The sequence below is a fragment of the Bacillus sp. FSL K6-1012 genome, assembly GCF_037964915.1.
Lineage (GTDB): Bacteria > Bacillota > Bacilli > Bacillales > Bacillaceae > Bacillus > Bacillus halotolerans.
The window spans coordinates 1,259,556-1,284,757 of record NZ_CP150175.1 but is presented as its reverse complement, the minus strand read 5'-3'; the positions used below and the strand labels follow the sequence as shown (position 1 = coordinate 1,284,757).

Annotated in this window: 29 protein-coding genes and 1 riboswitch; of the genes, 7 read left to right on the top strand and 22 right to left on the bottom strand. The window is 44.3% G+C overall.

What is annotated here, in order from left to right; translation table 11 throughout:
• Positions 1 to 12: 12 nt before the first annotated feature.
• The 7 genes from thiF to NSS75_RS06570 form a co-directional block, all read right to left on the bottom strand.
• Positions 13 to 1,023, bottom strand: a complete 1,011-nt coding sequence (gene thiF / locus NSS75_RS06600; RefSeq protein ID WP_024120939.1) for a thiazole biosynthesis adenylyltransferase ThiF — start codon at positions 1,021 to 1,023, stop codon at positions 13 to 15.
• Positions 1,020 to 1,790, bottom strand: coding sequence for a thiazole synthase (thiG, locus tag NSS75_RS06595; RefSeq protein WP_081638278.1), 771 nt, complete (start codon positions 1,788 to 1,790; stop codon positions 1,020 to 1,022). The genes thiF and thiG overlap by 4 nt, the downstream gene beginning before the upstream one ends.
• Positions 1,787 to 1,987 (bottom strand): sulfur carrier protein ThiS, encoded by a 201-nt coding sequence (gene thiS / locus NSS75_RS06590; RefSeq protein WP_081638285.1) that lies wholly within the window; start codon positions 1,985 to 1,987, stop codon positions 1,787 to 1,789. The genes thiG and thiS overlap by 4 nt, the downstream gene beginning before the upstream one ends.
• Positions 1,987 to 3,096, bottom strand: coding sequence for a glycine oxidase ThiO (thiO, locus tag NSS75_RS06585; RefSeq protein ID WP_268543221.1), 1,110 nt, complete (start codon positions 3,094 to 3,096; stop codon positions 1,987 to 1,989). The genes thiS and thiO overlap by 1 nt, the downstream gene beginning before the upstream one ends.
• Positions 3,080 to 3,697 (bottom strand): thiazole tautomerase TenI, encoded by a 618-nt coding sequence (tenI, locus tag NSS75_RS06580; protein ID WP_198097489.1) that lies wholly within the window; start codon positions 3,695 to 3,697, stop codon positions 3,080 to 3,082. Before tenI ends, thiO begins: the two co-directional genes overlap by 17 nt.
• Positions 3,675 to 4,382 (bottom strand): thiaminase II, encoded by a 708-nt coding sequence (tenA, locus tag NSS75_RS06575; RefSeq protein WP_024120934.1) that lies wholly within the window; start codon positions 4,380 to 4,382, stop codon positions 3,675 to 3,677. Before tenA ends, tenI begins: the two co-directional genes overlap by 23 nt.
• Positions 4,383 to 4,462: 80 nt before the next feature.
• A riboswitch (TPP riboswitch) is annotated at positions 4,463 to 4,571 on the bottom strand.
• A 62-nt stretch (positions 4,572 to 4,633) separates the two neighbouring features.
• Positions 4,634 to 6,478: a monovalent cation:proton antiporter family protein gene (locus tag NSS75_RS06570; RefSeq protein WP_095713615.1), complete on the bottom strand. Its 1,845-nt coding sequence runs from the start codon at positions 6,476 to 6,478 to the stop codon at positions 4,634 to 4,636.
• 183 nt (positions 6,479 to 6,661) lie between these two features.
• Here NSS75_RS06570 and prpE point away from each other — a divergent pair, with 183 nt between their 5' ends.
• Positions 6,662 to 7,399, top strand: a complete 738-nt coding sequence (gene prpE, locus NSS75_RS06565) for a bis(5'-nucleosyl)-tetraphosphatase PrpE (RefSeq protein ID WP_024120932.1) — start codon at positions 6,662 to 6,664, stop codon at positions 7,397 to 7,399.
• 17 nt (positions 7,400 to 7,416) lie between these two features.
• On the opposite strand, the gene NSS75_RS06560 is transcribed toward prpE, so the two are convergent.
• Genes NSS75_RS06560 through NSS75_RS06545 form a run of 4 tightly spaced genes read right to left on the bottom strand, consistent with a single transcriptional unit; the run spans position 7,417 to position 10,183 of the window.
• Positions 7,417 to 8,316 carry an RluA family pseudouridine synthase gene (locus tag NSS75_RS06560; protein ID WP_185848077.1) on the bottom strand — a complete coding sequence of 300 codons (900 nt, stop codon included), beginning with the start codon at positions 8,314 to 8,316 and terminating at the stop codon, positions 7,417 to 7,419.
• 14 nt (positions 8,317 to 8,330) lie between these two features.
• A complete protein-coding gene (locus NSS75_RS06555; protein ID WP_010333761.1) occupies positions 8,331 to 9,131 on the bottom strand; it encodes an NAD kinase in 801 nt (266 codons plus the stop codon).
• A gap of 19 nt (positions 9,132 to 9,150) precedes the next feature.
• Positions 9,151 to 9,786 carry a GTP diphosphokinase gene (yjbM, locus tag NSS75_RS06550; protein ID WP_024120930.1) on the bottom strand — a complete coding sequence of 212 codons (636 nt, stop codon included), beginning with the start codon at positions 9,784 to 9,786 and terminating at the stop codon, positions 9,151 to 9,153.
• Between the two features lie 28 nt (positions 9,787 to 9,814).
• Positions 9,815 to 10,183 (bottom strand): hypothetical protein, encoded by a 369-nt coding sequence (locus NSS75_RS06545; protein ID WP_095713617.1) that lies wholly within the window; start codon positions 10,181 to 10,183, stop codon positions 9,815 to 9,817.
• 123 nt (positions 10,184 to 10,306) lie between these two features.
• Here NSS75_RS06545 and NSS75_RS06540 point away from each other — a divergent pair, with 123 nt between their 5' ends.
• From NSS75_RS06540 to NSS75_RS06520, 5 genes are all read left to right on the top strand, one after another.
• Entirely contained in the window at positions 10,307 to 10,879 is a 573-nt protein-coding gene (locus NSS75_RS06540) for a CYTH domain-containing protein (protein WP_024120928.1), read from the top strand.
• Between the two features lie 14 nt (positions 10,880 to 10,893).
• Positions 10,894 to 11,625, top strand: a complete 732-nt coding sequence (locus NSS75_RS06535) for a lytic transglycosylase domain-containing protein (RefSeq protein WP_255238335.1) — start codon at positions 10,894 to 10,896, stop codon at positions 11,623 to 11,625.
• 256 nt (positions 11,626 to 11,881) lie between these two features.
• Complete coding sequence (locus tag NSS75_RS06530; protein WP_339236611.1) at positions 11,882 to 12,280, top strand: thiol management oxidoreductase; 399 nt, start codon at positions 11,882 to 11,884, stop codon at positions 12,278 to 12,280.
• A complete protein-coding gene (gene spxH, locus NSS75_RS06525; RefSeq protein ID WP_024120926.1) occupies positions 12,277 to 13,176 on the top strand; it encodes a protease adaptor protein SpxH in 900 nt (299 codons plus the stop codon). The genes NSS75_RS06530 and spxH overlap by 4 nt, the downstream gene beginning before the upstream one ends.
• 313 nt (positions 13,177 to 13,489) lie before the next feature.
• On the top strand, positions 13,490 to 13,657 hold the full coding sequence (locus NSS75_RS06520; RefSeq protein ID WP_024120925.1) for a hypothetical protein: 168 nt from the start codon (positions 13,490 to 13,492) through the stop codon (positions 13,655 to 13,657).
• A gap of 35 nt (positions 13,658 to 13,692) precedes the next feature.
• On the opposite strand, the gene pepF is transcribed toward NSS75_RS06520, so the two are convergent.
• The 4 genes from pepF to NSS75_RS06500 form a co-directional block, all read right to left on the bottom strand.
• On the bottom strand, positions 13,693 to 15,522 hold the full coding sequence (pepF, locus tag NSS75_RS06515; protein ID WP_176471078.1) for an oligoendopeptidase F: 1,830 nt from the start codon (positions 15,520 to 15,522) through the stop codon (positions 13,693 to 13,695).
• 229 nt (positions 15,523 to 15,751) lie between these two features.
• Positions 15,752 to 16,903: a competence protein CoiA family protein gene (locus NSS75_RS06510; RefSeq protein WP_339236607.1), complete on the bottom strand. Its 1,152-nt coding sequence runs from the start codon at positions 16,901 to 16,903 to the stop codon at positions 15,752 to 15,754.
• 157 nt (positions 16,904 to 17,060) lie between these two features.
• On the bottom strand, positions 17,061 to 17,717 hold the full coding sequence (gene mecA / locus NSS75_RS06505) for an adaptor protein MecA (RefSeq protein ID WP_024120921.1): 657 nt from the start codon (positions 17,715 to 17,717) through the stop codon (positions 17,061 to 17,063).
• Positions 17,684 to 17,809 carry a hypothetical protein gene (locus NSS75_RS06500; protein WP_120698858.1) on the bottom strand — a complete coding sequence of 42 codons (126 nt, stop codon included), beginning with the start codon at positions 17,807 to 17,809 and terminating at the stop codon, positions 17,684 to 17,686. The genes mecA and NSS75_RS06500 overlap by 34 nt, the downstream gene beginning before the upstream one ends.
• A gap of 186 nt (positions 17,810 to 17,995) precedes the next feature.
• On the opposite strand from NSS75_RS06500, the gene NSS75_RS06495 reads away from it, so the two are divergent.
• Positions 17,996 to 18,652 (top strand): TerC family protein, encoded by a 657-nt coding sequence (locus tag NSS75_RS06495; protein ID WP_044156385.1) that lies wholly within the window; start codon positions 17,996 to 17,998, stop codon positions 18,650 to 18,652.
• Positions 18,653 to 18,694: 42 nt separating this feature from the next.
• Here the strand turns inward: NSS75_RS06495 and spx are convergent, their stop codons facing one another.
• The 7 genes from spx to oppB form a co-directional block, all read right to left on the bottom strand.
• A complete protein-coding gene (spx, locus tag NSS75_RS06490) occupies positions 18,695 to 19,090 on the bottom strand; it encodes a transcriptional regulator Spx (RefSeq protein ID WP_024120919.1) in 396 nt (131 codons plus the stop codon).
• Positions 19,091 to 19,269: 179 nt separating this feature from the next.
• Positions 19,270 to 19,848, bottom strand: a complete 579-nt coding sequence (locus tag NSS75_RS06485) for a GNAT family N-acetyltransferase (protein ID WP_103672306.1) — start codon at positions 19,846 to 19,848, stop codon at positions 19,270 to 19,272.
• Positions 19,849 to 20,013: 165 nt separating this feature from the next.
• Positions 20,014 to 21,231: an MFS transporter gene (locus tag NSS75_RS06480; protein ID WP_103672307.1), complete on the bottom strand. Its 1,218-nt coding sequence runs from the start codon at positions 21,229 to 21,231 to the stop codon at positions 20,014 to 20,016.
• Positions 21,232 to 21,337: 106 nt separating this feature from the next.
• Positions 21,338 to 22,255: an oligopeptide ABC transporter ATP-binding protein OppF gene (oppF, locus tag NSS75_RS06475; protein WP_268543207.1), complete on the bottom strand. Its 918-nt coding sequence runs from the start codon at positions 22,253 to 22,255 to the stop codon at positions 21,338 to 21,340.
• A 1-nt stretch (position 22,256) separates the two neighbouring features.
• Complete coding sequence (gene oppD / locus NSS75_RS06470) at positions 22,257 to 23,333, bottom strand: oligopeptide ABC transporter ATP-binding protein OppD (RefSeq protein ID WP_268449908.1); 1,077 nt, start codon at positions 23,331 to 23,333, stop codon at positions 22,257 to 22,259.
• A 4-nt stretch (positions 23,334 to 23,337) separates the two neighbouring features.
• Complete coding sequence (gene oppC, locus NSS75_RS06465) at positions 23,338 to 24,255, bottom strand: oligopeptide ABC transporter permease OppC (RefSeq protein ID WP_024120915.1); 918 nt, start codon at positions 24,253 to 24,255, stop codon at positions 23,338 to 23,340.
• 3 nt (positions 24,256 to 24,258) lie between these two features.
• Positions 24,259 to 25,194 carry an oligopeptide ABC transporter permease OppB gene (oppB, locus tag NSS75_RS06460; protein ID WP_024120914.1) on the bottom strand — a complete coding sequence of 312 codons (936 nt, stop codon included), beginning with the start codon at positions 25,192 to 25,194 and terminating at the stop codon, positions 24,259 to 24,261.
• Between the last annotated feature and the right edge of the window lie 8 nt (positions 25,195 to 25,202).

Genomic DNA, 25,202 nt, shown 5'->3' with positions numbered 1-25,202 from the left:
ACACTCCTTTTATTACCCGATCCATTTATGATAGATGGATTTTGCCCTGGCAATATCATTTGTTCCATGGATCAATGCTCTGCCGTCCCTAAACAGCACCATTTTCATGTCATCCGAGCGGCAGGAAATTAAATACGGATTCGCTGCTATTTCCAGCCCCGCCTGCCTCAGCTGCCCCGCCAACACGTCAAGATCTGCTTCTTTTGTGAAAGAGGATCTGATTTGCACCGTGTTTCTGCCGCACAATACTGCTGCTTTCGTTTGATTTTCGTATGATAAAAACGGAAAATCCTTTGTGCCGCAGCTTGGACACGAGTCATCTTTAAGTCCCGCTGCTCTTACCTCTGACCGCTCATTGTTCCACAGGTCAAAGGAGCGCAGCACGGGCTCGCATTCCTCTCCCGTCAGCAGTTTCAGGGCGTCTGTCACCTGAAGGACAGCAACCTGCAGAACAGCCGGGCTGATAATGCCGGCTGTGTCGCATGTCGCACCGCCAATCGGAAGAGTATCGAGTAAACAATGAAGGCAGGGTGTTACTCCCGGCAATACAGTAAACGTAAGACCGTAGCTCCCCACACAAGCGCCGTAAAGAAACGGAATGCCTTCTTTCACCGCAGCATCGTTAACAATGAGCCGGGTTTCAAAATTATCGGCGGCATCTACAATGATTGATGCGCCGCGAATCAGCTCGGATACGTTTTCTGCTGTGACATCCATGACAAGTCCGGTCACATCCACGTCACTGTTAATGGAACGAAGACGCTGCTCAGCTGCTGCTGCTTTCGGCAGTTCCTTTTTGACATCATTTTCTGTGTAAAGCTGCTGGCGCTGCAGATTGCTCCATTCGACGTAATCTCTATCAGCGATTTTCACCGATCCGACTCCCGCTCTCACCAGCATCTCTGCGCTGGCTGTTCCCAGTGCGCCGGCGCCGATGATCACAACGAGCGCCTCTCTCAGTTTCTTCTGGCCTTCGCGGCCGATTGGAGCAAACAGCTCCTGTCTGGAATACCTGTCCGTCATACAGGAAGACCTTCTCCCGGACTGCTAGCCGTCCCATATGACTTGGCTGGAATGCGGCCTGCTTCATAAGATAGACGTCCTGCTTCTACCGCGAGCTTCATGGCGTGTGCCATTTTCACCGGATCGTTCGCACCTGATACGGCCGTATTCAGCAGTACGCCGTCCGCTCCAAGCTCCATTGCATATGCCGCATCTTTTGGCGATCCGATTCCGGCATCCACGATGACCGGCACTTTCGCCTGTTCAATGATAAATGACAGATTCAGAGGATTTAAAATTCCCTGCCCCGATCCAATCGGAGAAGCCCCCGGCATAATGGCATGAACACCAAGCTCTTCAAGCTTTCTCGCCAGCACCACATCATCCGAGGTGTACGGCAGCACAATGAACCCTTCTTCAAGAAGCTGTTCAGACGCTTTTAACGTTTCCACAGGATCGGGCAGCAAGGAGCGGCTGCACCCGATGACTTCGACTTTAATCATGTCACAAAGCCCGGATGCCTTCGCAAGCCGTGCAATTCGAACTGCTTCTTCCGCTGTGCTGGCGCCTGCTGTATTTGGCAGAAGCGTATATTTTGATAAATCAAGCTGCTCCAGAAAATTAGGCTGAGACGCTTCAAAGATATTCATTCTCCGCACAGCAAATGTTAAAATATCAGACTCTGAAACAGCCACCGCTTCCTTTTGAATGTCAAACGATGGATATTTTCCCGTGCCCAGCAGCAACCTTGATTGAAATTGTTTCCCGCCAATTGTTAACATTCTCATCCGCCTCCTACAAAATGGACAATTTCGATGACATCACGATCAGAAAGCTCTACCTCGTGATATTGTTCTTTACCGATAATTTCTTTATTTCTTTCAACGATCACGATTTTATTTTCAAGCTGATAAGACGCAAGCAAATCCTGAATCGTACCTGTGTCTCTATCCCACTCAACTTGTTTACCGTTCAGCTGAAGCATCATATCTGAACCGCCTCCTTGCGATCAATTCGAAAGGCGTGCAGCCAGTCTGCCTTGACCTCTTTATTCATAATGAGATCACCGATTAAAGCACCCGTTGCAGGAGCAAGCAGAATCCCGTTTCTGAAATGGCCCGCCGCAAATAAAATGCGGCTGTCCTCAGGGTGTCTGCCAATGTATGGTTTTCCGTCCTTTGTCCCCGGACGCAGTCCCGCCCAAAAACGATCAACCTTCATATTCTGAATCGCCGGCAGCATCGTTTTCGCTTTTTCCATAACCGACTGAAGTCCGCCAAGATCCGGCTTATCGCTCCAATCACCAGGCTTCATCGTCGCGCCGACAACCAGTCTGCCGCTTTTTCTCGGTACGATATAGCAATGATCATGATAAAGTGTTTTTGTCAGCGGAATATCATCATTCCAAACAGACAGGCACTCTCCTTTTACAGGAAAAAATGACTGGTTCAACCCGAGCTGTTTAAAAAACATCCCGCTCCAGACCCCGCTGGCAACCACGACATGGTCCGCATGCACGTCACCGGAACCCGTTTTGATCAAAATGGATTCACCGCCAAGTGTCACATCAAGAACGGGAGTATGCTCAAAAATATCCGTACCAAGCGCTTTAGCCGATTTAGCGTATGCCTTGCACACAAAATAAGGCTCAACATGAACATCGTCCTGAATAAAGCTCGCCCCGTAAATCTCTCCGGCCGTATACGGCTCTTTTTCCAGCACTTCTTCTTTTGTATGCCAGCTGACAGAATCCAAATCGTCCATTCGTCTCAAGCGGGACACGTCTTCTTCGGAGAATGCAAGCTTAAACATACCGCCTTCATGCCTTCTGATATCAATGCCGGATAAGGCAAGTAGCTCCTCTCCAAGACCCTGATACAAACGCTGACTGTGCATGGCGAAATCAAAAAACGCATCCCGCTCCTCGCACTCAGCATGGGCGCCAAGCATCCCTGCCGCGGCGCTTGTTGTTCTGCTGCCGATTGTTCCGCTTTCAAGCAATGCGGTGTTTTTCTTTTCTTTTGCCAACTGATAAGCTATCGCAGAACCAATAATTCCGCCTCCAATGACAACTGCATCATAATGCCTTTTCATACTGAATCTCCTTTAGCTTGCGGGAATATCGTCTGGCAGCTTCCAAAGGATCATCGGAAGAAAAAATTCCGGACATGACAGCGATACCGTCTGAACCTGCTTGTTTCATTTCTCTTAATCTGGCAGGTGTCATTCCGCCAATTGCAATAACCGGAATCGAGATCCTCTGTTTGATTTCTGAAAGCAAAGACACGCCTCTGCCCTCAAGTCCTTGTTTGCAATCCGTTTCAAACACATGGCCGAACAAAACATAATCAGCGTCTTCCTTTTCTGCCTGAAGCGCTTCCTCAAGTGAATGCACCGATCGCCCAATGTGCAGGTGAGGAAATCTCGCTCTTACTTGTTTCGGCGAAAAGCTGCTGCTCGGCAGCTGAACGCGATGAATATTTGAAAAAAGCGCAATATCAACCCGGCCATTCATCACCAGCTTTTGCTTATCAACACCGCCTTCAGAAATAAGCTCCAGCAGTTTCAAAATGTCAGCCGCCGATTTAGACCGTTCACGAATATGGATGAAATCAACCTCATCCTGAATGGCTATAATTGATCTCGCTAGATCTTCAACCGGCTTGCGGTCATCAGTTATGGCGTGCAGCTCCAAGCCCTTCCACCTCTTTTACGCCGCTGTCTGACCAGCCTTCTTTTCGATAAGCCATTCCCCAGAACTGATATTCATAATAGCTGGAAATAACAAAATTCTCTTTCATCTTGGCACGCACTTCCTCGGTGCTGTTTTCCGCCAGCTCATCCAAACGGTTAATTTGTTCTTCCACCTGCTGTCTGAACCAGTCACCGCCGTAGGTACCAATCCACTTCTGATAGATCGGATGCCCCGGATCACATGTCAGCAATTTCTCACCAACCTCATAATAAAGCCAATAGCACGGGAGAAGAGCTGCCAAGATTTCTGCAAAATTCCCGCTCAAAACCGAACGGTACATATGGGATGTATAGGAGTAAGCGGTAGGAGATGGCTTAAATGACTTCCGTTCTTCCTCACTGATTTCCAAAAGCTCCGTAAACTCGCGATGAAGCGCCATCTCCGCTTCATATGTACCTTGAGCATGGCTGGCCATGCGTCCTGTTGTATAAAGATCCGTTGCATAAGCGGCACCGAACGATTGCACCTTTGCAAAATGAGTTAAATAGTAAGAATCCTGAAGCACGTAATATTTAAAGCGGTCGATCGGGAGAGTTCCGTCACCGATCCCCTGAACAAATGGATGGACAAAGCTGCCTTCCCACCATTCTGCGGCTGCACTGCGGCATTCTTCTGAAAACTTCACACGTCATTCCCCCTGTCTGATAATAAAAAAACCACTTTCCCGCAAGGAAAAGTGGTTTGGAATTGGCATAGTTGTATAACACAAATACCGCTCCACTTCCCTACGCAGGTCTGAACCTGTTCAAGTTATGAGGGTCTAAAAGTCACACTTTTATCTCAGCCCTTATAAAGGACACCCCTAGTGGTTTTACGAATACATATTGAATTGTTCTGCACCTCTATATTAACACGAATCCTTATTTGGTCAAGATATTATCCTTCCAATGTTTTCTTAAGATCCGTTACGTACCCGCGTGATCCGGTGACAATTAAGCGGTCTCCGATTTTCAGCCTTGTATCGCCGTGAGGAACGATGCTGTCGACACCTCGGAAAATCCTGACAAAAATCACGTCGCCTGTTAAAGGGAATTCACGGAGAATCACGCCATCGTATTTGCTGTTTTCCATATTAATTTGATACAGCGAGGACTCCTGGTTCGTGAGCAGTTTCATGACGCCAGGCGCTTCTATCAGCGCGCGAAGCAGCGTTTTGGTCGACAGCAAGATGGAAAAGATGCTGATGCCCTGCTCTTTCAATTTCGCTTCGTTCTCCGGTGATCCGGTGCTGGCAATGACTCTTTCTGTTCCTTTTTCTTTGGCGTATAATGCGATGTCCGTATTCATGTCTTCATCCCCTGTCGCCACCACAAGGATTTCTGTATCAAATATACCGAGTGATTCAAGGGTTTGATGCTCATAATCAGAAATCGTTTCGACGGAAAATACTGAGTCTGACAGCTTTTCCTCAGCGTTTTCTTGATAAACGTGCACGACACGCACTTTATACTCGCTCTCAGGCAATTCAAGTGTCACAGGCAGTGTCATTTGATTAGCGCCGATAAATGTGATCTTCTTTTTCTCCTCCGGCTGCTCCTGTTTTTTGTACAGCTTTTTAAAACCGACCGGCGTAAAAATACTTGCAATAACCGCCACCAGCGTAAGCGCTCCTGACATATTCGCGCTGATGACATGAAGCTGCTGGCCGATTGTCGCAGCGGCAATCACAAGAGAAAGCGTTGATGTCAGCAGGAAACCAGACGCCAATATTGTGCGGTTATCATACCATTTCTTCAAGTACAGGACAGGAAGAATTTTGCTTACTAACAGCGCCATAAGCAACAGCGGAATCATCACTAAAATTTTCGGGTCCTGAAAAAGTGTCCAAATATCCAATTTTACACCGACCATCACAAAGAAAATCGGTATTAAGAACCCGTAGCCGAAGGAATCAAGCTGCTGAACCAGTTCCTTGTTCGGCGAGAGCAGGGAAACAAGCACGCCCGCTAAGAAAGCGCCGAGAATATTTTCTGCCCCCAGTGATTCAGACAGAGCCACCAGTACGATAATTAAGGTGAAAATAGCACGAGTCCCGATCTGGATCGTCCCTTTTGACATGGATTGAACAAAAGAACGGTGTTTGAAGACCCGGCCGAAGAAGTAAAGCACTACTCCGGCTGCGAACAGGATCATCAAGAGCCACATGTTTCCGCTGTCCTCTCCGTATAGAGAAGAAAATACAGCAAGAAGAATCATAGTGACCAAGTCAGCAATCACAGCAACAAGCAGGATGATCTGCCCGATGTTTGAATCCATGATCCTTTCTTCCTTTAAGGTTGGAACAACAACACCTAACGAAATCGTAGAAATAATAAGCGTCATTAAAAAAGCATTTTGGATAAATCCGGCCAAGACGAACCCATAGGACAGCAGCAATGATAAAATAAAAATACCGATAAAAATAATGGATGCTGTGGCAAATGTATTGGGTGCTTCCTTGCCGTTTTGCAGAAACTGTTTTTTCTTTCCTCTCTCAAAGGATGAAAAATCAATTTCAAGCCCGCTTAAAAACATTAAAAAGATAAATCCCAGCATAGAGAGCGTCTGAAGCCAAGTATCACCCTCCACAACTAAATTAAGACCGCTTTTTCCTATAATCAATCCCATAATAATTTCAGCAACTACAACAGGGATGCTGAGTTTAAACCGATGCAAAAGGATGGGAGTTAAAAATGCAACGATAAGTACGACAACTAATGATGCGACAGATGTATGCGCCATAATCTGAACCTCCTTTTAAAAAAACATAACGCGATTTTAACAAGGGTGATGATGAAAAATAAAGTAATAAGGTCTCATTTTTTTTAGAAAATGATTCTTCTATAATTTGCACATAAAAGCTGGTGATGACTCACAGCAATTTGCTTCATAATAAATAAAATCATGAGTAAGGAGGATGCTGCATTGGCTTACTACGATATTATCAGCGATATTCATGGCTGCTACGATGAAATGACAGCCCTGATAGAAAAACTTGGATACACAATAAAAAATGGATTGCCTGTACATGATGAAGGCAGGATGCTTGTTTTTGCCGGGGATTTGACAGACCGAGGCCCTAAATCAATTGAAGTCATCCGCTTTGTAGCCGGCGCTTATGAACAAGGAGCAGTGCGTTATGTCCCGGGAAATCATTGCAATAAGCTGTACCGCTACTTAAAAGGAAATCCCGTTAAAGTGATGCACGGTCTTGAAACAACTGCGGCAGAGCTTAAAGCACTTTCTGAAGAAGAAAGAAGAAAAGTCAGCGAACAATTTATGAAGCTGTATGAAACTGCGCCGCTTTACGACATTTTACATAATGGGGAATTGGTTGTCGCCCATGCTGGCATAAAGGCTGACGATATCGGCAAAAACACAAGGAGAGTAAAGGACTTTGTACTTTACGGCGATGTGACGGGTGAAACGTATCCGGACGGCAGACCCGTCAGGAGGGATTGGGCCGCCGCCTATAACGGGAAAGCATGGGTTGTATACGGACACACACCTGTTAAAGAGCCCCGCATCATAAATCGCACCATTAACATTGATACAGGCTGTGTGTTTGGGAATGAACTGACGGCCTTGCGTTTTCCCGAACTGGAGACAGTCTCCGTTCCAAGCTCTATGCCCTATGACGAATCTAGATTTCGCCCCATATAAAAAAGGAGAGAATCGTTTTAATGATTCTCTCCTTTAACTAATTCTTGCATATCGTGCGGCAGAGCCGCATGAAACGTCATTTTCTCCTGCGTCAGCGGGTGGATAAACGACAGCTGCTCACTGTGCAGCGCCTGCCTGTCAATCTTTTGTCTCGTTCCGCCGTACAACGTATCGCCGCACAGCGGGTGTCCGAGATAGCTCATATGGACGCGAATCTGGTGGGTCCGCCCTGTCTCAAGCTGCAATGCCACCGAGGTTAAGTCATCTGTTATACGTGTGACACGAAAGTGAGTAACAGCCTTCTGACCGCCCGGTGTCACCATCCGTTCAATGATACTGTCAGGATGTCTGTCAATCGGGGCGTCTATCTTTCCCTCTGTCTCTGTCATACGTCCATGCACAACCGCAACATATCTGCGTTTCACAAGACCGTTTTTTTGCGCCGACGATAAAATGGAGTGGGCAAAGCGATGTTTGGCAATCAGCATGACACCAGACGTGTCCCGGTCTAGCCGGGTGACAAGATGCACCGTGGCCCGCACTCCGTTTTTTTGGTAGTGATGGATGATGCCATTTGCTATGCTTCCCGCCGGGTGCTCTCGCGACGGAATAGATGACACATACGGCTGTTTGTTTATCACAAGCACGTGTTCATCCTCATACAGAATATCGAGCAGAACTGGCTCGGCCAAAAGCGTCTCGCTCACCTGTTCCTCAGGAAACTTTACAACAAGAAGGTCTCCCTCTCTCAATACGTATTTAACAGTCACATGCTTACCGTTAATGAGAAGATCTCCTCCGCTAAACTTGATGTCGGTCAGCAGACGTTTAGAAATCCCCAGCTCGCCCGCATATTCCTTTAAGGTCATTCCGTCTTCAGCGGAAGTGATGTTCTTTTCAATAATAAATTGCTCCACGATACGTCCTCTTTCTACTCACCTTTTCCGATAAATGAATCCTGGACTCTTTTCCAAAACGGAAACGGACGGAATCTTGCAAATCTTACATTTTCGGATGCAACCTGGCAGCGGATGGACTTTACATCCTTATGAAGCAGGGTTAAATGGTCAATTGTTACTTGAAAGTCAACTTCGTTTCTCGGTTTAATCATGCAATCATGATGGGATGGGAGAAGGAGCGGTGATCCGACCGTCCGGAATACGCGGTTATTGATAGATGCCATTTCCGCCAGCTGAATCGCTCTGATGGATGGGTGGATAATTGCTCCGCCCAGCGCTTTATTATAGGCTGTGCTCCCGGAAGGCGTGGACAGGCAAAGGCCGTCGCCTCGGAACGTTTCAAAGAGCTGCCCTTTGATTTCCACATCCGCCACAAGGCTTCCTTCTATGCTTTTAATCGTACATTCATTTAACGCCAAATATCTTTCCTCTCGCTCATTTTCATGATAGGTCACTATCACTTCAAGGAGCGGATATTCCACAGTATGATACGGTGTTTTGGCAATTGCGAGCACGAGTTTTTCAATTTCATGAGGAACCCAGTCCGCATAAAACCCAAGATGACCCGTGTGAACGCCGACAAAAGCCGTTTTATCTAACCTGTCGCTGTATCTGTGAAAAGCGTATAAAAGCGTCCCGTCGCCCCCGACTGAAATGACGATTTCCGGTTCATTTTCATCCAGTTCCATGTCAAAATCCAATAAATACGCCTGTATTTTGCTTTTCAGCGTATCAGAAACATTATCTCCTTTTGACGATACGGCAAATTTCATGCTTTTTCTTCCCCTTTACCTATTGATGCTCGCTTCCTTTTTTCTTTCTAGAAAAGGCAGCTTGAGCTTCCTGTATTTCACCCTTGATCTCCGACATCTCTTCATCAAGCCGTGAAGCCGCTTCAGAAGCGCGCTGAAGCCTCAGTTTTACTTTTTCAGGAATGTTTCCGCTGTATTTATAATTTAATGAATGCTCAATGGTCGCCCAAAAATTCATCGCCAGCGTACGGATCTGTATTTCAACAAGAACATGTTTCTCTCCAGATATCGTCTGCAAAGGATACATTACGACAAGGTGATATGACCGATACCCGCTCTCTTTATGTTCTGCAATATAATCTCTCTGATCCACAACGGTGAAATCTTTTCGGGCAAACAGCATTTCCTTTACAAATTGGATGTCATCGACAAATTGGCACATGATCCTAAGGCCTGCGATATCCTGCATGGTTTCAATTTCATGTAACGGTATGCTTTTCCGTCTGGCTTTTTCGAGTATACTCGCCACAGGCTTGACGCGTCCTGTCACAAACTCAATCGGTGAATGGTCATCCTCATATTCATAAAGCGTGCGGATCCCCTTAAGCTTCACTTTTAATTCTTCAACAGCCTGGCGGTACGGCACTAAAAAACGCTCCCATTGCTTGTCATCCATCATACATCCCCCAATTCAGCACCAGTTTCTATAGAAATACGCGTTTCACTTTTTCTTCCATTTCTTCTCCGTAGTTCGCATTATCTTTAATATTTTCTAAAAGATACTCCAGCTCCTCATAGAGGCCTGACAGCTCAATGCTTTCCTTCCCTGCCTCTAAAACAATCGGTTTTCTTTGATCATGGGCCTGCTTCAGTTCAGGCCATATATGTTCCTTTATCATGACATATTCAAAAGAATCAGCTAATTCAAGTATGTATACAAAAGCAATGTTGTCAGAATCAACAAGCATTTGACCTGACGGCTTGCGCTCTGCTTCGATTCCTTCTGTCTCACAGGTAAGGCGAAGCTCATCATCCGATAGTGTTGCATTTAAGATTTCGATTCTGTTTTGCATAATGCTCTCCTTTATAAACAAAGTACAGATTCATTTTATCATATCAAGCTCGATATTGATAAACCTAACATCTAAAGAGATAATAGTAAAAATGAGATTTACAGAGCTGAAAGGAAGACAATCATGAGCCAAGAAATTGAAATTGAATTTAAAAATCTGCTGACAAAACATGAATTTGAAAACATAGCTGCAGCACTGCACTTGACAGAAAAAGAATTTACAAATCAAGAGAATCACTATTTTGATACAAACAGCTTCGCACTGAAACAAAAACATGCGGCGCTTCGAATCCGCAAGAAAAATGGCGAGTATGTGCTGACGTTAAAAGAACCGGCTGAAGTTGGACTTCTGGAAACCCACCAGAAACTTTCCGGCGTATCCGACTTTACACGTTTCACGATTCCGAAAGGCCCTGTCGAGGACCAGCTGAAGAAGCTTCACATCGATACAGACGCCATTCATTATTTTGGATCTTTAGCAACAAATCGTGCAGAAAAAGAAACAGAAAAAGGTTTAATAGTTTTAGATCACAGCCGATATTTAAATAAAGAGGATTATGAAATCGAATTTGAGGCGGCTGACTGGCATGAAGGCAAGCTGGCCTTTGAAAAGCTGCTTCAGCAATTCAGTATTCCTCTGCGCGAAACCAAAAATAAAATTCAGCGTTTTTATGAAGAAAAACGAAAGTCTATATAAGGTGGAATGACATAGTGAACGTAACGAATTGGGCGGCTCTCCTTCAGCTTCAGGCATTACAGTCTATATCAAATGCAAGCAGCACGGGCAGTCAGAGTGCCGAAAGCCCGCTTTCAAGCTTCAGCTCCTTGCTCAGCCAATATACAAATGGACTGTCCCAGCAAACAACAGCGTCAGCAGCATCTTCAAGCCCGCTCAGCCAGCTGAACAGCGTTTACGGGACATCGCCGTCACTGCTTTCAGCTTACGGGCTTAACTCCTATTCAAACGGCAATGTCGCCCAAATGACAAAAGCGAGTGAAAGCACTGAAACAGCTGCTGTTGATGTCTCCTCAAACAAACAAGAGGATAAAACCGTCAGCTCGGGTGATTTCTCAATCGACAGCGCTATAAAAAAAGCCTCTGACAAATACGGAGTCGATGAAAAATTAATCCGCGCTGTCATCAAACAGGAATCAGGCTTCAATGCAAAAGCCGTCAGCGGTGCAGGCGCAATGGGCTTAATGCAGCTGATGCCGTCAACAGCAACCTCACTTGGCGTTTCCAATCCGCTTAATCCGCAACAAAACGTTGAGGGCGGAACGAAGTATTTAAAACAAATGCTGGATAAATATGATGGCAATGTATCCATGGCGTTAGCAGCTTATAACGCCGGACCGGGAAACGTTGATCGATACGGAGGCATTCCGCCTTTCAGAGAAACTCAAAACTATGTAAAAAAAATAACAGCAACCTATTACGCGTAACCGGAGCGGCTCTTGCCCTCCGGTTTTTTTGCGGAGTGAAATCTTACACATTCATGATTTGTATGTGATATGATATGAAATACAAACCCGGCTCTAAAGCCGAACCCTGTCTTCAAGCACATAAAAGGCAGTTTGTTTGTAGAAATGATGCCTTGTTGCTAAAATAAATCATAGATGAATTGAAATAAATACAGAAAATAACTTTTTGCAATAGGAATTATGATTCCTATTAGCCATATTTAAAGGAGTAGTCAACATGGGACAATCGTTTAACGCACCTTATGAAGCGATTGGAGAAGAACTTCTATCGCAACTTGTTGATACTTTTTATGAGCGTGTCGCGTTTCATCCTTTGCTTAAGCCCATATTTCCGAGCGATTTAACAGAAACGGCCAGGAAACAGAAGCAATTTTTGACACAGTATTTAGGCGGGCCTCCCCTTTATACTGAGGAACACGGCCATCCCATGCTCAGGGCAAGACATCTTCCCTTTCCAATTACAAACGAGAGGGCCGATGCGTGGCTCAGCTGTATGAAAGACGCAATGGACCATGTAGGACTAGAGGGCGATATTCGTGAATTTTTGTTTGGCCGGCTGGAGTTGACAGCAAGGCATATGGTGAATCAAACAGAAGCGGAGGATCGATCATATTGACAAACTATCAGCATGAGCAATACTTCGCCCATTGCCACGGCCATCCAAAAAAACCGCTGGAAATCTACATGTTTGTTGACCCTTTATGTCCCGAATGCTGGTCCTTAGAGCCTGTCATAAAAAAAATGAAAATCAGATACGGACGTTTTTTTACCTTACGCATCATAGCATCCGCAAGCCTTACAGCGTTAAATAAGAAACGCAAAAAGCATCTTCTGGCAGAAGCCTGGGAAAAGATCGCTAGCCGTTCCGGTATGCCGTGTGACGGCAGTGTATGGTTTGAGCAAGATCAGCCGCTCTCTTCTCCATATATGGCCGCTCTCGCATTTAAGGCAGCCGAACTTCAAGGAAGAAGAGCCGGTATGCAATTTCTTCGGAATATGCAAGAGAGTCTGTTCGTTTCGAAGAAGAATATTACGGATGAAAACGTGCTTTTGGAAATAGCGTCAAAAACAAGCCTAGATCTCGAGGAATTTCAAAAAGACCTTCACTCCCAAAGCGCGGTAAAGGCGCTTCAATGTGACATGAAAATCGCGGCTGAGATGGATGTTACAGCCACACCGACGCTGACGTTTTTTAATACGCAGCATGAAGACGAAGGACTTAAAGTCCCCGGCAGCTATTCATATCATGTATATGAAGAAATCTTATTTGAGATGCTTGGCGACGAGCCGAAGCCGTCAGAAACACCGCCTCTGGAATGTTTTATTGAATATTTCCGTTTCGTTGCCTCTAAGGAAATCGCTCTTGTATATGATTTGAGTCTTGAAGAGGTAGAAAAGGAAATGAAAAAATTGGCGTTTGCTAAAAAGGTTGCCAAAGTAGAGGCCAAGCACGGAATGTTTTGGCAGTCCCTCACAAGCAGTTCTGATGAATACCAATCATGTGAAAAATAGCCGCAGGCGTGTATATGCTTGAGGCTGTTTTTTTGCGCAAAAATCAAACATATGTTCTGTTCAAAGCACTAAAGAAACCGCGCCGGGATAAGCGCGGTTTCATATGTCTTAACGACAACAAAGGGGATGGGAGAAATTTTTCACGGTCAAACAAAGGGGTAATGTTTGTTTGTGATCAATTTCACATCCTTATCATATCAAAAGTTGTCGACTGTTGACAACCATTAAGCTTAATGTTCATATTTTTGTCACAAAACATAACTGACAGATTTCATTCATATGCTTGTAAGGAACAAGGACGAGGAGGATCGCCATGATGTTTAATGTGATCTCAATTGTGTGCATTGTTGTTTTTTTCTGTTTAAATTTATTAGCTATGATGCATATGCTGCCTCTTTACATTACATCCCCTCTGCTGTTTCTCTCTATTCTGTTTACCTTGTACCGCCTGAACCATCGGAAAACCTTTAAAGGATTTTAAAAAGCCTGTGCATCATTTATGCACAGGCAATTTTTTTAAGACTGCTTTACTTTTAACAGCAGTTCTTCCATCTCATCAAGTTTTTCCTCAAACATTTTGCACGCAGCTTCAATCGGTTCTGGAGACGTCATATCAACGCCCGCTTTTTTCAGGATGTCGATCGGATATTGTGAGCTGCCCGCTTTCAGGAAGTCAATATAACGGTCAACCGCAGGCTTGCCTTCCTTCAAAATTTGGCTGCTTAACGCCTGGGCCGCACTGTACCCTGTCGCATACTGATATACATAGTAGTTGTAATAGAAATGCGGAATCCGTGACCATTCGAGTCCGATTTCTTTATCAATCACCATGTCGTTTCCGAAATACTTTTTATTCAGATCATAATATACATTGGTCAGGAGCTCAGGTGTCAGCGGCTCTCCTTCTTGCGCTTTTATATGGATAAGATGTTCAAATTCTGCAAACATCGTTTGTCTGAAGACGGTTCCTCTAAAGCCCTCAAGCATATGGTTGAGAATATATAAACGCTGTTTTTCGTCCTCTAAATTGTTCAGCAAATATTCACCAAGCAGCGCTTCATTTGTCGTGGAGGCAACTTCCGCGACAAAGATGCTGTAATTGCCGTAAGGATATGGCTGGTGTTTTCTCGTATAGTAGCTGTGAACAGAGTGGCCGAACTCATGGACCAGCGTAAAGAGATTATTGACGTTATCATGCCAGTTCATTAAAATATACGGATTTGTGCCGTATGTTCCAGAAGAGTAAGCGCCGTTGCGTTTCCCTTTATTTTCATAAACATCAACCCAGCGGTTTTCAAGCCCCTCTTTTAAGATAGAGCGGTATTCTTCTCCTAAAGGTGCAAGCCCCTTTAGCATATAATCTTTAGCTTGTTCGTACGTAACCTTCATCCCCGCATCCTTCACAAGCGGTGTATACAGATCATAGATATGCACTTCATCCAGCTCAAGCACTTTCTTTCTCAGTGCAATATAACGATGCAGCAGCGGAAGATGCTTGTTAATCGTTTTGACGAGATTGTCGTATACCTCTTCAGGGATACTGTTGTTAGAAAGCGCAGCTTCTCGTGCTGATTTGTACTTTTTCATTCTTGCGTAGAAGTTGTCTTTTTTCACAGTCCCGCTCAAGGTAGTCGCCATTGTGTTTTTATATTGGCCGTATGTTTTATATACAGCGTCGAACGCATTTTTGCGGACTTCGCGGTTTTCGCTTTCTAAGAAATTAATAAAATTGCCGTGAGTGATCTGTTTTTCATTTCCCTCTTCATCTTTAATAGATGGGAATGTAATATCGGCATTATTTAACACGCTGAACGTATTTGACGACGAAGACAGCACCTCAGAAGCTTCAGCCAGCAGCGCTTCTTCCTTCTCGCTCAGCACGTGCGGGCGTTCCTTTGTGATTTCTTCAATCGCGTGTGAGTAAAGCTTCAGCTCTTCTTTTTCAAGAATAAACTGCTGCAGTTTGTCTTCCTCTATGGATAAAATCTCCGGAACAAGATAGGCTGTTGCGCTTGCGGCCTGTGTATACAGATTTCCAGCCTTATCATTAAGCCCCTGATAAAAGGAGTTCCCGGTATCTTGGTCTGAGCGCATATGCGCGTATGTGTAAAGTTTGCCCAAACGCTCCATCACCTTATCTTGGTAAGTAAGGGCTTCGTATAAATGATCAGCTGAATCAGCCAGCTTGCCTTTATACTTAGATAAATCCGGTATTAATTCTTTGACAGCTTGAAATTCTTTATTCCAGGCCTCATCACTAGGAAAAATATCCTCTAGTCTCCATGTGTCCTCTACCTTTACCTCGCTTCGGTCAGGCAGTTGATTAGCTTTTTTTTCCTCAGCCATGGTGATCCCCCTCGTTTTCTTTGATTCAAGCCAATTGAAAAAACGGTTGTTTCTCAATAAACTTGTGTTGTGAATATCTTCCGGTTTTTCACTGCCATTTGTCAAATCATATGCAGTTATAAAGAGAACGAATGCCAAAAAAGCAGTAAAAACACGAAAAACCTTTCCTTTTGTGCTTCTCACAACCAGCCCACCACCTTTGTCTTAGGGTGAGCCAAATCAGGAAAACTCATTCGATAAAACAGCTTCTGTCTTTTTCAATGAGATCCTGTAATGATTGGCTGCGGTTTGCGGGCTGATTCAGCACATATACTTCTTTCTGAGTCTCCCTCAAAAATCCCTTCTTGCACAAAAACTCAATGTACTGTTTAACCGCCTCAATGAAATCCTGATCCCTGTATACGCCTCTTAGCAAAATGTTCTTTTTATGAATGTGTATTTTGCAGTGCTGCAAAACGGCTGAAAAGCGAATGGGCGCATGTTTATATCCAAGATCCGTAATAAACAGATAAAGATAGCCCTGCCATACAAAAACGGGGCTCTTAAAAACAGCTCCTTTCTTTACAGGAACAAACACCTCTGTCGGAAGAAAAGAGAGAGGTGTATGCCGTTTTTCATAAAACAGAAGCCTGATCCGATTCATATCTTTAGAGAGAAAGCGATGAGTTTTGCGGCGAAAACGGAGAATGGCTCCTGTCCAATCTGAGTGCTTAAACGAAGAATCTGGTTCAGTGCAAAATAAATCTTCAGCCGCTGCCTGGCGGATTGGAATCGTTTGGACGGAGCAGTAAAAATGGGTTGTGTAAAACGGGATCATGCGGCTGAGCCTCAGGAAAGAATGTGTTTCGGGGCAGTAACATAACAGATCGCTGTTCGGACTGGCATTGATAAACTGCCAATGGAAAGCGGACAGCTGGTAAAAGGATGATGATGTCCGTTTTAAGCGGCTGCCTCCAAGAATCCACTGCGGTATCAGTCCTGCTTGTTTGAAACCGGCTGTTCTTTTTTGAAAGACATCTGGAGCGAGAGTCGCGCATTGGTATTCAACTGCAAGCGTATCCCCCTTTACTTTTGCCAAGATGTCGGGCCTTTGTTTAATCTCTTTCACGTACGGCTCTAAGAGCGGGGAAGCCTTTTGCGTTTTCAGCCATACATAAAGCTGCCGTTTTCCTTCTAAGTGATAGGCGCTCTCAGGTTCTATGTCTATCGTGCAGGACTTGTTCTGTTTATGGGCAAAATGCGGCGCTTTCTGAGACCCCAACTTCACATCGAGCTCCTCTGCACACACCGGGCAGAAAAACCTGGTCTGCTTTAATTGTTCTCTCCTCTGCCTGCCTATGAGGTGAAACACTTGGCCGTCTTCTGTCACAGCACTAAACAATTGTCATCTCTCCTTTCCAGATTCATAACTCTTTCTGGAAATAACCGATGAACTCCTGTTCGCTGATGTTTTGCCTATATGTATGTTTTTGATTTTCCAGCTTCAATATGTTGTTTTGAAATAGAAAAAAACCGATTTCCGGCAAGAAATCGGTCTGCTATGATGCAAAGTGTTTTTTTATCGTTTCAAGAGCGTGCTCTGATACAACCAGCTTGCCGTATTCTTCAAGACGGTGTATGCTGATTGAGGATTCAGACGCGTACTCCAACAGGATGCTTAGCTGATTTTCAACCTCTTCATCAGTCAAATTGTAAAAATCCACATATAAATAATATCGGTTCTCAAACGAATATAAAGTCGTTTTACTTCCGTTAACGTTTAATTTAGATAGAGAAATTACATCTTCGAAGTCATCAAACCGCAAGACAAATTGAAGCTTTTGCTCCTTTTCTTCCTGATTGACTTCTTGCTCTTCTTTTTGAAAATCATCCAGCAAGGCGTCAAGATCCTCAGATGCTGGTTCTTGCTTTTTATCCTCAGGAATCGGCAGTTCGAGCTTTTGTCCGTCTTTGGAAAGCTGGGCTTTGGTGACGATAATTTCTAATCCTTTGTCCAGTGCCTGAACTTGAATCCAAAGAGGACCTTCAACAGCGAATTCCTCTTCCTCATGAACTTCATCCATAACTTCCCAGAATAGTTCTTCACTGCGCTCACGGTTATACCAAATTTCTTCTCTGTCAAAACCGCGATCTTCAATATCTCCATAAGACATATAAAATTTTACTGTATGCTCGTTAATTCTTTCAATTTCCATTTGCCAACCTTCCCTTCTATATAAGATGTTGAAGGGACATCTAAGCTCCCGATTAATAGTACTTTACTACACTTTACCCATTCCGTCCACATCTTAACCTTGAACCAAGGCAAGTGTGAATTCCTTTGTATTTCTATTTTATGATAAATCAGTCACAAAAGAAATAAAAATGCATCTTCGGCCAAAAAATGGCTTGTCTTCCGCACCGCTATCATAAATTGCGTCCCGCTTCATATATTAGTGGTACAAGCGATGGAACGAAAGCGAGGTGCCGATTCATGGAGCATGACTATCTGATATCGCTGCTGCTTATCGTCGGAATTGATCTGATCCTCGGCGGCGATAATGCAGTCGTGATCGCCATGGCCAGCCGAAATTTACCGGACAAGCAAAGACAGCAAGCCATTATTCTCGGAACATTTATCGCCGTTGCGATGAGAATTGGATTAACAAGCGCAGCGGTTTATCTTTTGAATATTCCTTTCCTGCAATGCGCCGGAGGAATTTTCCTTCTATATTTGGGATACCAGCTATTAATTGAAAAAAAAGACGCCCAGCATGTCAAAAGCAGCACCTCTCTGTGGAAAGCCATACGAACAATTGTACTCGCAGACCTGTTTATGTCGCTGGACAATGTTATTGCTGTCGCAGGAGCGTCGCACGGTGAGCTTTCTCTCGTTATGATTGGTCTGTGTGTATCGGTGCCTGTAATTATTTGGGGCAGCAAACTTATCCACATCGCGCTTGAGAAAATACCTTTATTGATTTATGCGGGAAGCGGATTATTGGCTTATACAGGCGGAGAAATGATTGTCCGGGATAAAAAGCTGTCTTTTTTTATGGCTCAGCACGGCGCCGTTGAAGCGCTTCTCCCCATTTTAACCGTCGTCTTTGTCATCCTTGCCAGCATTTATTATCAGCAGGTTGAAAAATAAAAGAAGGCTGATGTCTCAGCCTTCTTTTTAACGTGCGATCTATTAGTTTGCCAAACGCTGTGCTTCTCTTAATTGGAAAGAGCGGACTTTTCTTGGCAGGAAACGTCTGATTTCGTCTTCGTTGTATCCGACCTGCAAACGTTTTTCATCGATGATGATCGGGCGGCGAAGCAAACCTGGGTGCTCGTTGATCAAGCGGTACAAGTCTTGCAGCGGCATTGATTCAACGTTTACATTCAATTTTTGGAATACTTTTGAACGGGTTGAGATGATCTCATCTGTTCCGTCCTCAGTCATTCTTAAGATTTGTTTTATTTCATCAATTGATAAAGGTTCAGAGAAAATGTTTCTTTCTACATAAGGAATCTCATGCTCCTCGAGCCACGCTCTCGCCTTTCTGCATGAAGTACAGCTTGGTGATGTGTATAATGTAACCATTCATCTTCACTCCTCTAATTAGTAGGATGAACATCTATTTTATTCTTAAATTGAAATTACTCTAAAAAAGGAATCTTTATAGGTATTATACTATAAAAAAGTAAGTGTGAACAGTGTCCTAAGAAAAAAATGTGTCAATCCAGCAAATTTTTATTTTATTCATGTGTTTGCATTCTCAATTAGCTTAACTCATCGAAAATATTTTTTTGCTTTTCTTCATCAATGAGTGTCAGGACTTCATCCGTTTTTTCGTATGATTCCCCGTACCATTTCTCATCTTTATAAGTATGAATGTTTTCATATGTCTGTTTCATGGCTTCAAGAATTTCTTCTTCTGATTCTGTTTTCGGTGACCAGTACAGAATCTCCATCTTGTTGACTTCATTCGTAGCCAATGACCGGCGCCGGTACCCAATTGACTGAGCATGCTTAAAATGCTCTCTTTGATAAAATCTCAGGCGTTTTTCTGTATCAGCATCATCTTCGTCCACAGGCTCCACCTCAAGCAATATCGGCTTATTTTTCTTTTTCAGCTTGGCAATCAGTTTGCCGCCAAGCCCCTGCCCTCTTGCATCTTTTGACACATACAGATAATCAACGAAGATAAAAGATTCAAATTCCGCAAACATTAAAATATGATGCTTGCCTTCGTCTTTATGATAAATATCGCTTCGCTCTCTCAAGAGAGCTTCCATATGCGCTTTTGATTTCAATTCTTCAATTGGAAAGTACTCGCTAAGCTTTTCGTACCAGTTCATTGATTTGCTCCTTATGAGTTCGTTGTCTTCATACTTTTAGATATACCCCATTTCTTCTTGTTTAAACAGCCTTACATCTATAAAGACGTACGAACGTTCCGCATGGTTTCATTTTTTTTCGGCAAGTAAGACGATTCGTCGTTCCACCGGAGATGTTTGTCATGCTCAATTCGCGTGTTTTTCCCGTTTGTAACGACTCAGGCCGGGCTGTGCCAACGCAATCAAAAAAGTCATGCCATATAATACACCCGCCGAAATAAAAGCTGTTTTTGCACCAGCAGCATCAGCCAGCAGTCCCATGATGGAATAAGTAACACCAGACCAAGGAGTCAACAGCGCGTTTTTGGCAGCCATGATCCCGATGCGCTTATGTGCCGGAATGACCTCCTGCAATACGGTTTCCTGACAAATATCTCTGACCTGATAAAAAGGCCCCATCGCCGCGCAAGCCAGGGCGCATAAAAATGGCAAGGGAGAAACCGCAAAGAAAAATGTCAGCACTGACATTACAAGTGAGCTGAATATAATCGCATACCCCATGTTTCGCTCAAAAAATGCAGAAAAATGGATGGCGATGACACTGCCGATCATAGCACCTATAAAATAAGAAGCGTTAAAGATTCCCCACCACACTTCTGTTTCATGCAGAACAGCCACTGTAAAAGCCAAAAGAATGGCAGATGACCAAACTGAGCCGGCAAGAGCTTCTATCATGTCCATTACAGTGATGTCTCTTACAATCGGGGTTGTTATCAAATCCTTCCATACACTTCTGGCAGATGCTGTTTCAGCTGTTCTTTTCGTTCCTTCATCGTTCACATGAAGCAGGCTGATGAAAGCTCCGGAAAAGACAAACAGGCATATGGCACTGCCGACAACGAACTCAAAAGATACAGCATATGTAAGAAAACCTCCAAGTCCCCAGCCAGCTGTTAAAAACAATTGATTAGCGAGTGAAATCACGCCGTTCGCTTTCACGTAATGCTCTTTTGAAACAATGACAGGCAGCAGCGCGAACCTTGCCGGCTGAAAAAAGGCGCCCGAAAATGAAAAACAAAAAACAAACAGCAGCGTCATGATCAAGGAGGAAATTCCGTTTTGGCTGACACTGTATGCGATTAGCATCGCAAAAACCGCTCTCAGCAGACTTGCACCGGCAAGCACCTTTTTAAAACCAAGCTTATGGAGTGCATCTGAAATGCAAAAGCTTGCCGCAACACTTGCAAACGACATGAATGATAAAATAAGACCCGAAAAAAAGACAGAATCGGTCATTTGATAGACCCTTACCATTAAAACGATTGTCACCAGTACTCCAGCTAAAGATTGCAGAGATTGCGACAGAAGCAGCGCAAAGACATTTTTCTGATGAATAATTTGAATAGTGTCCGCCTCCGTTTTTCCTCTAATTGTAAAAGATATGACTCTTACTTTCTATCAGCCTGTATAAAAAAATCCTTCAAAACATTTGTTTTGAAGGATTTTCAACTTATGAATAGGCTTTAAATTCTTCTTCCGTACACATCACAAAATGACCTGGTTTTACTTCACGGAATTCCATCTTTTCTCCATCCTTTAACCGATGCACGGACGGATCGTATTTCTGGCGGACACGATTTCTCTCATAATCCGGGTCAGGAAGCGGAATGGCAGAAAGCAATGATTTTGTATACGGGTGTAGCGGGTTTTCGTAAAGTTCATCTGCCGGCGCAAGTTCAACCAGCTTTCCGAAATACATCACTCCGATACGGTCGCTGATGTATTTGACCATTGATAAATCATGGGCGATAAACAAGTAGGTGAGTCCTTTTTCCTTTTGGAGTTCTTTCATTAAGTTCACGACTTGTGCCTGAATAGACACATCCAATGCAGAAATCGGTTCATCCGCGATAATAAATTCAGGATCAACGGCAAGAGCTCTCGCGATCCCGATTCTTTGCCGCTGTCCGCCGGAAAATTCATGCGGATAACGGTTGGCATGCTCCTTGTTTAAACCGACTGTTTTCAGGAGCTCATGAACCCGCTGCATACGCTCTTTCTTCGTTTTCGTCAGCTTATGAATGTCGAGGCCTTCTGCAATAATATCTGCGACTGTCATTCTCGGATTCAGCGATGCATATGGGTCCTGGAAAATCATTTGCATTTTGCGGTTGAATTCAAGCAGCTTTTTGCGGGATTTTTTACCGTGAACATTTTCACCGTTAAACAGCACCTCGCCATCAGTTGCTTCGTACAGCCGAATGATACTTCGGCCTGTTGTCGATTTACCGCAGCCAGATTCACCAACCAGACCTAATGTTTCGCCCCTATAGATATCAAACGACAGGTCATCTACGGCTTTAACCGTTCCTCTCGGCGTAACAAAGTGCTGTTTTAAATGTTTGATTTCTAATAGTTTCTCCGTCAATTTATTCACCTTCTCTCACTAAGACAGGTTTTTGATACGTATTCGCCAGCGTCCGCATTTTCGCTTTTACCGCTTCAGGCGGCTCTACCTTTGGCGCATCAGGATGAAGCAGCCACGATTTCACATAATGAGTATCGGAAACCTTAAACATTGGCGGCTCCTGTTCAAAATCAATTTTCATCGCATATGGACTCCGGAGCGCAAAGGCATCTCCCTTTGGAGGATTTGTCAAATCAGGCGGCGTGCCCGGGATTGCCGTCAGCTGTTCGTCTCCTGAGCTGTCAAGTGTCGGCATGGATGCCAGCAGTCCCCAAGTATACGGATGTCTCGGATCATAAAAAATCTCGTCTACCGTACCGGTTTCTACAATCTGTCCCGCATACATCACGGCAACTCTGTCGGCTACGTTAGCCACAACACCGAGATCGTGAGTGATAAAGATAATGGACGTGTCAATTTTCTTTTGCAATTCTTTCATCAATTCAAGAATCTGCGCTTGGATGGTCACGTCAAGAGCAGTTGTCGGCTCATCGGCAATTAACAGCTTCGGATTCGCCGCAAGTGCCATCGCAATGACAACACGCTGTCTCATCCCGCCTGAAAACTCGTGCGGAAATTGGTTGACCCGTTTTTCCGGCATTGGGATACCTACTAAATCAAGCAGCTCAACAGCACGTTTTTTCGCAGCTTCCTTTGAAATGTTTTCGTGTTTAAAAAGCACTTCCGTAATTTGTTTACCGACTTTCATTGTCGGGTTTAAAGAGGTCATCGGATCCTGGAATATCATTCCGATCTCTTTCCCCCGTACATTTTGCATCTCTTTTTCGGACAGCGGCACTAAATCCTTGCCGTCAAATAAAATCTCACCGCGTTTAAAATAACCCGGAGGCATCGGTATCAGCTTCATGATCGCTTGAGATGTCACACTTTTTCCAGAGCCTGACTCCCCGACGATTGCCAATGTTTCTCCTTTATTCAGATGGAAATTCACTCCGCGGATCGCCTGGACCTCTCCGCCGTATGTTTTAAATGAAATCGCTAAATCTTTTACTTCTAATAGGCGTGTCACCCGTATCACTCCCTTATTTACGTAACTTAGGATCCAATGCGTCTCTTAATCCGTCGCCGACAACGTTAAAACCAAACATCGTAATGCAGATAAAACCGGCAGGGAAAAACAAACGCCACGGATAATAGGTCAATGCAGGCAATCCGTCAGAAGCCATCGTTCCCCAGCTTGCAAGAGGAGCCGGAACACCAAGTCCTAAATAGCTTAAAAAGGCTTCTGTAAAAATCGCGGTTGGAACAGTTAGTGTCATCGTGACTAAAATAGAGCCCATTGCGTTCGGCACGATATGTTTAAACAGCAAACGGGATGTTTTCGCCCCGAGTGTCTGCGACGCAAGCACGTATTCCTGGTTCTTCAGCTGCAGCACTTGTCCGCGAACGATTCTGGCCATGTTAATCCAGCCCGTAATCGTCATGGCAATAATAATCGTTAACAGCCCTTTCGGAAGAACGACCATCAGCAGGATAACCATTAATAATGAAGGAACAGCCCAAAGGATATCTGCGATACGCATCATAATCTCATCTGTTCTGCCTCCGCGGAACCCTGAAATACTGCCCCAAATAACACCGATCAGCAAGTCAAGAACAGCGGCTGCGACACCGATAAAGATTGAAATTCGCGCACCTACCCATGTACGGACGAAAATGTCCCTTCCTAGATCATCAGTCCCGAACCAGTGATCCTTTGAAGGCGGCTTATCCGCATTTAAGAGATTGGTAGTCGAATAATCATATTTTGAGAAAACAGGCGCAAAAATCGCCATGAGAATAATGAGAACAATAATAACAAGCCCGACCATCGCAAGCTTATTGCTGCGGAAGCGTAACATCGCATCTTTCCAGAGGGAAAGGCTCTTTTTACTTATTTTCTCAGCATCGCCGGCATTCGCTGCGGCTGGTTCAAACATGTTTTTTGGAATGTTCTGCATGGCCTAGGCTCCTTTCTTTGCTTTGGAAAGCTTGATTCTTGGATCAATAATGCCGTATAACACGTCTACGATTAATACACATAAAAGCAGGATGACACTGAAGAACACCGTTACACCCATAATGACCGTATAATCACGGTTTGTAATACTGTTTACGAAGTGTGAACCAAGCCCCGGGATACCAAAAATAGTTTCAATGATAAAGCTTCCAGTTAAAACTTGAGCGGCCATAGGGCCCATATATGTAACGACTGGCAACAGCGCGTTTCGGATGGCGTGCCGCACTGTAACTGCAGGACGCGACAGCCCTTTCGCTTTCGCTGTACGAATATAATCACTGTTTAACACTTCAATCATGCTTGAACGGGAAAGTCTGGCAATAAACGCCATCGGCATGGAAGCAAGTGCGATGGAAGGCAAAAAGGTGTATGACCAGGACTCCCACCCCGCGACCGGAAACAGCTCAAGCTTCATGGAGAACACATATTGCAGCACAGCCGCCATGATAAAGCTCGGAACTGAAATACCAAAGATCGTTAAAATCGCGACGGTATAATCCTGCCATTTATTATGATAAAGGGCTGCAATCACCCCAAACAGTACACCAAACGCTAAAGCGAGGAGAATAGCTTCTGCTCCAAGAGTGAATGAAACGGGGAAACCTGAACTGATCAGGTCGTTAACACTCTGACCTTTATATTTAAATGACGGTCCGAAATCCCACATTGCAACTGATTTCAAATAGCTCGCATATTGTACAAACAGCGGCTTGTCCAGGCCATAATGCGCATTTAAGTTTGCTTCAATTTCAGGCGGAAGCTTTTTCTCACCTGAAAATGGCCCGCCCGGTGCTGCTTGCATTAAGAAGAATGTCACGGTTACAATCACAAATAATGTGATAATCATATAGACTAAACGTCTTCCGATATATTTTAGCAAGGGGGAAC